Annotated in this window: 9 protein-coding genes; 3 read left to right on the top strand and 6 right to left on the bottom strand. The window is 37.4% G+C overall.

Features of this window, described 5'->3' with window-relative positions; all coding sequences use genetic code 11:
- Positions 1 to 152: 152 nt before the first annotated feature.
- From QVB70_RS07100 to QVB70_RS07090, 3 genes are all read right to left on the bottom strand, one after another.
- A complete protein-coding gene (locus QVB70_RS07100; protein WP_287584849.1) occupies positions 153 to 2,633 on the bottom strand; it encodes a hypothetical protein in 2,481 nt (826 codons plus the stop codon).
- 123 nt (positions 2,634 to 2,756) lie between these two features.
- Positions 2,757 to 3,608, bottom strand: coding sequence for a type II CAAX endopeptidase family protein (locus QVB70_RS07095; protein ID WP_287584846.1), 852 nt, complete (start codon positions 3,606 to 3,608; stop codon positions 2,757 to 2,759).
- A gap of 347 nt (positions 3,609 to 3,955) precedes the next feature.
- Complete coding sequence (locus tag QVB70_RS07090; protein WP_287584844.1) at positions 3,956 to 4,252, bottom strand: hypothetical protein; 297 nt, start codon at positions 4,250 to 4,252, stop codon at positions 3,956 to 3,958.
- Between the two features lie 178 nt (positions 4,253 to 4,430).
- Here QVB70_RS07090 and QVB70_RS07085 point away from each other — a divergent pair, with 178 nt between their 5' ends.
- Both QVB70_RS07085 and QVB70_RS07080 read left to right on the top strand, forming a co-directional pair.
- On the top strand, positions 4,431 to 4,931 hold the full coding sequence (locus tag QVB70_RS07085) for a thiamine pyrophosphate-binding protein (RefSeq protein WP_287584842.1): 501 nt from the start codon (positions 4,431 to 4,433) through the stop codon (positions 4,929 to 4,931).
- Entirely contained in the window at positions 4,928 to 5,494 is a 567-nt protein-coding gene (locus tag QVB70_RS07080) for a thiamine pyrophosphate-dependent enzyme (RefSeq protein WP_287584839.1), read from the top strand. The genes QVB70_RS07085 and QVB70_RS07080 overlap by 4 nt, the downstream gene beginning before the upstream one ends.
- A gap of 31 nt (positions 5,495 to 5,525) precedes the next feature.
- Here the strand turns inward: QVB70_RS07080 and QVB70_RS07075 are convergent, their stop codons facing one another.
- The gene (locus tag QVB70_RS07075) at positions 5,526 to 6,275 is read right to left on the bottom strand and encodes a zinc ribbon domain-containing protein (RefSeq protein ID WP_287584838.1); all 750 of its coding nucleotides are present in this window, start codon (positions 6,273 to 6,275) and stop codon (positions 5,526 to 5,528) included.
- 156 nt (positions 6,276 to 6,431) lie between these two features.
- Here QVB70_RS07075 and QVB70_RS07070 point away from each other — a divergent pair, with 156 nt between their 5' ends.
- Positions 6,432 to 8,318, top strand: a complete 1,887-nt coding sequence (locus QVB70_RS07070; protein WP_287584836.1) for a hypothetical protein — start codon at positions 6,432 to 6,434, stop codon at positions 8,316 to 8,318.
- A 216-nt stretch (positions 8,319 to 8,534) separates the two neighbouring features.
- Here QVB70_RS07070 and QVB70_RS07065 read toward each other — a convergent pair whose 3' ends face one another.
- Together QVB70_RS07065 and QVB70_RS07060 are read right to left on the bottom strand one after the other, a co-directional pair.
- Entirely contained in the window at positions 8,535 to 8,690 is a 156-nt protein-coding gene (locus QVB70_RS07065) for a NifU family protein (protein WP_287584834.1), read from the bottom strand.
- Between the two features lie 144 nt (positions 8,691 to 8,834).
- Positions 8,835 to 9,770, bottom strand: a 936-nt coding sequence (locus tag QVB70_RS07060; protein ID WP_287584832.1) for an RNA-guided endonuclease TnpB family protein, incomplete at its 5' end; no start/stop codon positions are given.

The raw sequence follows: 9,770 nt of genomic DNA, 5'->3' as shown, positions 1-9,770 counted from the left end.
GAATTCGTTATTGGATAATACCCGATACACTAATTGGAGCATTATTATTAATTGCCATGGGGATTTTACTTATAGTGATCGCTATAATATTCGCATCTCAGTTCTAACTAACCTCATGATATTGTGAGAGGATTTTTACCTTTGACGGGCAGTCAAAGTCCTATCCACTGCTCAAAAGAAGAATAAATTTCTTGATAGAGAGATGTAAGATCTTCTTCTCTTACTTCAATTCCTAATGTCTCAAGGACGGTTGTATCCAAATCCAGCCTTATTTTATACGACTCGTTTTCAACATTGTACTGATGTGGTATTCTGCCTAATTCGATTTTCTTAAAACTATCGAAAACCTGTGCCAGTTTTTCCAAGCATTCTTTGGATATTTCATCCACGTTCAAGACTGAAAGTGTCCTCCAATGTCCCATCACCAAACTTGTCCAAGCTCCTTCTGTCTCTTGTCTATTTGAAAGAACTGTCAGAATACCCCAAGTTGTATTAAGCCATAAACAAAGAGCTTTTAGTTTATTGGGGTTCTCATTCTTGAGATTTATCGCAAAAAACATATTTCCTAAAGTTTTTTCCTTGGAAAGTAGTGAAATTACGTGAGTTGTATCCCACCGGATTCTATCGGGTACTAATAAATGCCCTGCTTTTTGTTGAAATATCCTTTCTCCTCTCTTAGTTGGGAGTGCATATTGGTTTGGTGATAGGCTCATCTTTTTTCTATTCTCTTCTCCTCCTCCGAGTAAAATTCTTAAGGCACCAGAAACCTTATTGCCTACTTTGTTGAAATTGTTCCCGAGTTCACAACGATTTATTCCGATCGTTGAAATTAGTTCATCTAACTTGGTTATAGGGAACTTTCTTACTGTTTCACCGACTCTAATCTCCCCTTTCAGTAATTGGTTTAATATCTTCAAGATTTTCAGGTTTGGTAGGGATACAAATCTTCCCCAATTATCTAAATTATCTATAAGTTCTTCTCTTCCAATATTTATAACAAAAGCAGAAGCACCATCAATTTCCACATAGGATTTTCCTTGAAAGATTTTTTTGGTAAGAGATGTTGCTACTATATCGGTTTCTGGTTTGCTCAGCAGCATGACAAATTTAGTTTTTTCCTCGTCTATATGCTCATTTTTCTTGGTAGCTATCAAAAGACACTCGCTAAGGTCTGTTGACTCTGAAAAATTGTATCCCATTTCTGGGTCATAACTTACAACGATTGTTTCTACATGATAGTCTGAGGCTAACAAAGTTCTCGCCAGAAACCAGGTAATACCCGAAAGAAAGCTCTTAGGAAGTACGAATCCGATTGTGCCATTGACTTTAGTGTATTTGTGAGCGAGATAAAGGAATGGAAGAGGCTCTCCTGCAGGCCAAATCTTTCTATAAGGTGAGGATCTATCGGCTAGCAGTCTTTCCAGAGGATGTACTTCCAAAAATTTTAGTGCGTTGGTCTCCAGAACTCTCTTTATTTCTTCCCGGCTTAAATACTGATAATCTTTCTTGATTTTTTCTAGGATTTTTTTATCAGTCATAAAACCGAATAGACCTTCGACTTTTCGTCCTTTTCTTTTTCTCTCACTTGTACCAGTAAAAGGAGGATTCATAACTACTAGGTCGAAAGGCTCGATGTAGACATGTTCTTTTTCCTCTTGCATCTCACACTTTTTAATTATATTCTTCTCAAGCCTAGGAGATGATCTAGCAAACTCTAGTGATCCTAAAGATACTATTTCTCTACCTGATTCTTTCCTAATACCTAAAGGTATCGTATAGGATTTAAAATCTTCTAATGGAATTTCAGGACAGTGTAATGCTAGTGTAAGACGTGCTATCTGGGTAGCATACTTTAAAACATCGAAAGCATAACAATTTTTAATGAATGCTTTGTGAAACTCTTCATTAATCTCTTTTGGCGTTTTACTAGTATGAGTTTTCAATAAATATGAATCATATTTAGATCTAGTAACATTATACGCTGCTGTTAGAAGTGTACCACTTCCACATGCAAAATCACATATTCTAGGAAGTTTTAATTTTCCTTCTTCCTCTACTGGATTTGGATTTATAAGGCTTAGAAGAAGATAAGCGGATGGAACCTGAGTAAAAAATACAGCCAATCCCTTTTTAATCGCCCAATCTCCTACAATATCATGGTAAATTTTTCCTGCAAAATCTCTTCTGAATAAATATCTTTTTGATGAAAGTTTCACGGCTAATTTTATTAAATCATTGAACAGTTCTTCAATTGAAGGAACTGCTCTAAGTATTGCTTTGGTTATAGTAAAAATAGGTTCAGCTTTTTTATTCAAAATCAATTCTATAGCTTGTTCAATTGCTGCTCTTCCTCCAACATCTCTCATAATAGTGAGAAGTCCTTCTATATTATACTCATATCGAATGCTCTCGTAGTAGATACTGCTTAAAAGGAGTGCTAGTCCAGCCTGAGCAAATAGGGCATCCTTAATTATGTGTGGATCTCCAATGGAGAACCCATATATCTTTAAAAAAACATCAGAAAGATTTTTTGCACTATTATCAGAATCGGGATACGTTGAAACGGTCCTAACAAAGTCTCTAATGAATTGATGGATTTCTTCTTCTGTCTTGTCCTTAAAAATCTGTTTCAAAATTCTTCGCCTTTATCAATTTAAAAGAACTCAGTCATTCTAGTTATAACTATCGAAGGCGATTTAAGTCTACCTTTTATCTACGAGAAGATCCCTTCCGAAAGGTGGGAGTTTAATTTGGACTCAATTTTCCACTTTAGTACTAAGTTCCTGCTCTTTGGCTTCACGCATTAGTTGTTTAGGACCCCAAATTAATACTATTGCAATAATGGATGCGATAAGGACAACCAAGTAAAAGAGACTACCTGCTGCGGTTTCCAGGGCTGGAAACATGATAACGGCTAAAATGAACATGGCATGATTAATGAGTGTAACTAGAACGCTCCCACCCGTATTATTAAACAACCAAGTGAATACAATGGTTATCAAGATATTTGAAAGCAGGAAACCCCAAAAGATTTCATAAATGATCTCATCACTTAACCAGAACATATAAGGGATATGCCAAATCACCCACATCAATCCTAAAATGATACTGGATATAAGGGCATTAAACCGGGCTTGAAGTCGATCGAGTGCATAGCCTCTCCAGCCAAATTCTTCTTGTAGTGGTCCCTGAAATAGGAGGATCAGAACAAAGGAAGAAACAATTAATAAAGGATTAGCTACCCAGAACAACGTAGGTATCTGCTCTCCTGCAAGAAATGCCACTAGAAGACCTCCTCCCATGATAGCAGGCCAGAACAAGATAGTGGGGATCCACCATACTTTAGGGAAGCGAAAATCGATCCCTCGTTTCAAGAGTTTGATTACTCCTTCTTTTCTTGCGTTCCAATAAGTGAGCACCACCGCCGCAATAAGCGGTCCCCATGCAGCAGGATTGTTCGGGCTCAAGAGAAAGTCGGTAAAAATGGAAGAGCCCAGTCGTCCCTGCATAGCCAAGATTTCAGATATCCAAAAAAACCAAGTAAAGGCGATTGTAATTATATAGTATAACACTAAATTTCGATCCTCAGGCTGAGAAATCCGTTTCATTTGAACCCCCACTAGGATTTATGCCTCATTGATATGTGCTTCTGGATATATAATAGTTGCGAAAGTTTTCGTAAAATACCTCTCGCTATTTGACTTTGCATAAATCACTAATTGGTGAGCAGTTATCAAACTATCTACTTATAATTCCATTATTAATTGAAATGGCGAGGATAAAGATAAGAAGAATTAAATACTTTTCTTCCCTACCCGACAGAACTTTTAATTAACGGATGACACAATAAATGGCTATTGTATCATTTTAGTATATTGTAAACCAATAAAATGCTGTTTCTCGTAAATAAAACCCTATAAGAGAATAAAAGACTTATATAAATAATTTTTACTCTTTATAGTGGATTAGTTGATTCTTGTTCTTCTAACACCCGCATCTTTCTATTTATTTCTATAAGATGTTTTCTTACTTGGTTATATTGAAGAATATATCTGTTTAAGCGCTCTATTTGTTCAATTTTTTTGGCTTTTCCCCATCTCAAGGCTTCTCTTGTGTCGAATGCATGAAGGATATCTTCGATTGTTTTTTCAAATTTTATTTTTTCCATTTTTAGATGAGCCAATTTCATATATAGTTTTTTCAAGTCTTTTTGAACCATTTCGGCACTGGGCAATGGCATGATTTCAGTCATAATATCTCACCGAAGGAGAACCCGCCCGGGATGGGCGGGCAAAAAGTCAAACACATCTCTTATACTAAAGTGCGAGTTTCTTGGGGGGTAGAAGCAACAATTTAAAATAATATATAAAGTCCACACGTTTTGACAAAGAACCATTACATTTAAAAATAAAAAAGATCTCTGTGAGAATATGATTGCCCTAGATGAGTTCTTGAATACACTTAAGCAGCAAGGGTTTAGCATTGCTTCAGGTGTTCCATGTTCTTATTTTAAAGACTTGCTTACAGCTTTTGAAGTTGGCAAAGAGATCAGATACGTACCTGCAACACGTGAAGACGAAGCAATTGGCGTAATTTGCGGTGCCCATTTTGGTGGAAAAAAAGGCATGGTAATAATGCAGAACTCAGGATTTGCGGTTATTGGAGATGCATTAACTTCTCTCGCACAACTTTATGAAATCCCTATTCTCTTACTTGTTAGTTGGAGAGGATTAGAACCTGATAAGGACTTTCCAGAGCACTCAATTATGGGAGAAGTTACTGAAGATGCTTTAAGAGCATATCGTGTCCCTTATTGGGAATTAAAGGAAGAAAATTGGCAAAGTACACTTGAAAATGCAATAAATAAAATGAATGTTACAATGAGACCGGTTTGCCTACTCGTAACGAAGGGGGTGCTAAGCAAAAAATGAAGGGACACGAGATAATCGAATTATTAGGAACTTTTCTTCAAGGTAATGAACTGATAGTAGGTTCAAATGGAAATATTAGTAGACAAGTATTTCATTGTTTACCTAGGCCACAGGTTTATCTCAGAGGAAGTATGGGGCTACCGATGGCAGTAGGTTTGGGTTTAGCAATTTCGCAGCCTGATAGAAAGGTTATTGTTATTACAGGCGATGGCAATTTCTTGATGGGCCTCGGATCTATGTCAACTGTCTCCAGTTTAAAGCCTTCAAACCTAAAAATCTTGATAATTGATAATGAACTGTATGCAACAACAGGCGGGCAACCAACCGTTTCTTCTGTTATCAATTATGAAACTATGATACGTGGTATAGGTGTAGAAACTACTGTATCTATTCAGAGTAATGATAATAAAACAGTTATTCAGGAAAAATTGAATTGGCTTTTGAAAGGAAATGGTTTACAGATATTACATGTAAAAGTACAACCAGGTGATCCTCCTTTCGAAAACATTCCTTGGCATCCAAAAAAGATCAAAAATGAATTTATGAGTCGAATTTCAACTTAAATATAGTTGTTGAAAAAACGAAAAAGAGAAATTATAGTTTTGATCCGCAATAAGGACAGAAAGTAGTCTCCGCGTCGATTTCTGAGGCACAGTTTGGACAAATTATTTCAGATGGCACTTTTTCCATTACTTCTAGTAACTCAGTTTCACCATCAGTATCAGCTGTTGTTATAATTGGCGTAGGTTGCAGAGTTGAGAGTTCCTCATCATCTTCATAGTCTTCTAAATCTGAAGGTTTAGTAACTGCTCCTACTACAGTCAAAATTACTCCAGCAAAGACAATGGCAACGCCAACGAAATTTAATGTGTAATCAGGCCTATAACGAATTATCTCTCTAGTTTCAAGAGATGTCCAATATTCAGTAACCTTTAGATCGTATGCCACAGAATGAGTATTCTCATTTAAGATCACGACATAGTAATAGTCATCATTGGGGATGGTAACAGTTGCTTCAGCGCTAGTAACATCAAGTGCAGCCCAAATACCAGAATGCGACTGAGAGCTTGTAAATTTATAGTATTCGTCTTCGTTTTCAACCCAAATTGAAAGGTCGCTCACAGCACTAAATTCTATTTTTAATTGTTCTCCTGCATCAAAATCCCTATAGTATGCATAATAGTCATTATTTGAAATTTTACTAGCTTCATTTACTATTACCGTAGAATTTTGCGCCGAATAGGTTTCATAATCTGTATAAGGGACTTGTCGTGTGCCAAAAGCAGCTAATAATATCCCGACAGTTAAGACAACAACACCAATAACAAAAAGTGGTTTCTTCACTCGTTTCCCTTCTTTTATTCTTTGTAGATTTTTTTTCGAAATTGTGCCAGTTTTTTTCATAATCGATAAGTTTAAAGAATGGCTCTTGGACACCATTTGTATACAATGTTTTTTAAATATTTTTTCTAGGCAATACAAAGAGAGGCGAAAAGACAAATGGAGAGAGATAACGCCCCCGATTCTTGTTTCGAAGTGTCATTCGAAATTGCAAATAAGGTAGGTGGAATTTACCAAGTTATTGCAAGTAAAGCAAAGTATATGAAATTAGTATATGGTTCAGAAAACTATTATGGCATTGGTTTTTATAACCCTGCTCATGTAAGTGAAGATTTTATTGACATGACACCTCCTAGAGAATTTGAATGGTTATTTCGCAAGTTAGGAGATGCAGGGATAAAAGTATATTTTGGCAGATGGGTAGCTGGAGATGAAAGTTTCGTATTTTTAATAGATTCAAGAGATTTTATGAATCGAATGGTTATAAAGCCAGATGGGCAGACAGTGAGGCAGGTTGACGATATAAAGGGGTTATTCTGGGAGAAATACAAAATAGACTCACTAATGATGGGATTCGATTACGATGAGCCAATTGCATGGTCTTGGGCCACAGGAATGCTTATAGAGGGGGTACTTACTGCACCTCAGTTTGCTTCTAAGAGGGTTGTCGCACATTTTCACGAATGGTTAGCGGGCGCAGGACTTCTTTACCTTAAGTTACAAGGTACAAAGATCGGTAAAATTTTCACTACTCATGCAACTATGCTAGGAAGAAAAAAGGCAGAAGCCGGTCATGATCTGATTAAGGAAATTGATGAAGGACTTGGGCAAGACAAAGCAATGATGGCGGATCAAGGGCAAGCATTTCAATTCAAACTCGAAGGCAAGCATCTGATGGAACAAGTCTGTTGCCGAGAAGCTGATGTACTTACAACAGTAAGTGAAATTACAGCAAAAGAAATTCGATACATTCACGGAGTAGATCAAATGATGATTACTCCAAATGGTTTAGATTTCTCGACCTTTTTAAAAGGTGAAGATTGCAGAAGACGACGAATGAGAACGCGACCTAAAATTATACGGTTTATAGAAGCATTTTTCGCGCCTTGGTATAATGTAAAAACTGAAAATTCGCTTATTGTCCATCTTTCTGGTCGATATGAATTTAGTAATAAAGGGATAGACATTTTCATTCAATCATTGTCTAACTTAAATGAGTTCTTAAAAAGTAAGGAATCAGATAGAAATGTATTTGCTTTTATTTGGGTGCCAGCGGCTGTTCTTAATCCAAGAGAAGACATTGAAAAAGCTGTGAGTCATTACTCGATGGTAGCTGATAAAATAGCTCCTTTTTTATTTAAAATAGAAGATGAAGTAATTCATGGACTTTATAATGGTACATTAGAGGGGGTCTTCAGTAAGAATCTCAAAGACTTTTTCGCAGATGATTTTACACAAACAATTAATGATTTTGAAAATGCAAAAGAGCAAATAACGGGAAGAATTGGTTCACTCCCAATTTGCACACATAACATGCTAGTTCCAAATGACGCAATAATCACTGCAGCGAATGCCGTGAACCTTAGAAATGAGGAAAGGGATAGAGTTAAAGTTATTTTTATGCCAATATATCTTTCTAGAAAAGATGGTTTTCTAAATTTGGATTATTTTGATGCAATTTCAGCAACAGATGTGGGTATTTATCCCTCGATATATGAACCATTTGGTTATACGCCGCTAGAGGCAGCAAGTAGGTGCGTTATTGCTGTTACTACCGACTTAACAGGCTATGGATACAGCTTGCTTGGAATTCAATCTAATAGAGAACAAAAAAACCTAGGCATCAAGATTCTTAGGCGACACAATAGATCAAATCAAGAAATAGTTGATGATTTATGGAAGATGTTATATGATATTTCTCAGTTATCTCAAGAGGAACTCGAAAAATTGAAGCAAAATGCAAGGGAACTTGCCAAAAAAAGTGACTGGTCACATCTAATAAAAGCCTATATTGATGCCCATATTACAGCATGGGAAAGATGCTAAAATGAAATAGAAAAAATAACCCATTCTTTAAATGAGATAAGATATTTCAACAAATGATTTAATGCAAAACAAATAAGATCTACATTAGAATATTTGCTGAAACCTAATGTGAAATATTTTAAGCAACGGGGACGACTTCACTGACCCCGGGCACTCTCTTTTTTAACTCTGCTTCAATATAGTTCTTGACTGTCATCTTTTTAGGGATGCTTAAGTTTAATAAACATCCTGACTAAAAGGACAGCCAGCACATGCACCCATTAGACGGACTAACACCTTACTTCCCTGAACATCAACTAGTTCAACATCTCCTCCATCATTACGCAAAGGTCCTCGTAATTCATTTATCGCTTTTTCAACTTCTTCTCGCATTTTCATTTTTCCTCCTTACGATTTGTAACATGATAAAAAGTTTGAATATAATAAGTTTTCGAAAAGCACATAGTACGACGGATGTGAACTACCACCCAACAAGTAGGGTGGCTTCCTGAATCATCCATTCCCCAGCGGGACATGTCAACCAGGCTCTACGGGCAGTTCCTGCCCTGATGATGATGAGCGTGCTTCTATATAGTGGGTTGATCGGTGTAACACCGTGATGGCTGAATTATGATCTCTCGCTAACACCAGTCCACAGTAAGGGCAACTGTGGATTCGTGTTGCCAGGGTTTTCGGCACCAGCTTCCCGCACTGGCTACACAGTTGTGTGGTATTATAGGCACTCACATATTCTACTACAGTACCAGCTTCCTCCGCTTTGTACTCGGTAAAACACATGAGTTGCCCCCAGCCGGCGTCACTAATCGACTTGGCGAGATGATGGTTTTTCACCATGTTGGTAATGGTAAGATTCTCATAGACGATGAGGTCATAGGCATCGACCAGTTTCCGACTGAGCTTGTGATGAAAGTCATTCCGTTGGTTGCGGATCTTCCGGTGCACCTGTGCCACCTTCCTGTTCTGTTTATGACGATTATGTGACCCTTTCTGCTTCCTATCTTTCCTTCGCTGTTCTTTGGCTAATTTCTTCTCCGATTTTCTGAACCAGCGTGGGTTAGCTATTGTTTCTCCATTATTTAACGTCAGTAAACTCTTAAGCCCCACATCCACACCTATCGCGCTCTTTATGGCTCTTTGCTGAGTTCCAGGAGCAGGATCAGGAAGTGCTACTGCAAAACAGGCATACCAGTGGTCAATATCGCGTGTAATGGTACAGGTCTTGATCACGCCTTCAGAAGGGATAGGACGGTGTAATTTAATCGTGATATCTCCAATTTTCGAGAGCCGAAGTTTCTTGTTGTGGTAATCGAGGGCGAACCCACTTTGTGGGTAGGTGAAGGAATCATACCGGTATTTCCCTTTAAAGCGTGGGTAGCCAGCGTGTTCCCCCTTTTTAATTCGCCGAAAAAAATTCTTAAAGGTCTTATCCAGTCTTCTAAGCACGTCTTGTAG

The sequence above is a fragment of the Candidatus Borrarchaeum sp. genome (assembly GCF_019058535.1).
Taxonomy (GTDB): domain Archaea; phylum Asgardarchaeota; class Sifarchaeia; order Borrarchaeales; family Borrarchaeaceae; genus Borrarchaeum; species Borrarchaeum weybense.
The sequence above is the reverse complement of the archived record's forward strand: the minus strand, read 5'-3'. Positions and strand labels throughout refer to the sequence as shown.

Excerpts from the sequence above, each read along its gene's own strand:
- QVB70_RS07095 (WP_287584846.1), bottom strand. The coding sequence starts at position 3,608 with ATGAAACGGATTTCTCAGCCTGAGGATCGAAATTTAGTGTTATACTAT.
- QVB70_RS07090 (WP_287584844.1), bottom strand. The coding sequence starts at position 4,252 with ATGACTGAAATCATGCCATTGCCCAGTGCCGAAATGGTTCAAAAAGAC.
- QVB70_RS07085 (WP_287584842.1), top strand. The coding sequence starts at position 4,431 with ATGATTGCCCTAGATGAGTTCTTGAATACACTTAAGCAGCAAGGGTTT.
- QVB70_RS07080 (WP_287584839.1), top strand. The coding sequence starts at position 4,928 with ATGAAGGGACACGAGATAATCGAATTATTAGGAACTTTTCTTCAAGGT.
- QVB70_RS07070 (WP_287584836.1), top strand. The coding sequence starts at position 6,432 with ATGGAGAGAGATAACGCCCCCGATTCTTGTTTCGAAGTGTCATTCGAA.
- QVB70_RS07065 (WP_287584834.1), bottom strand. The coding sequence starts at position 8,690 with ATGCGAGAAGAAGTTGAAAAAGCGATAAATGAATTACGAGGACCTTTG.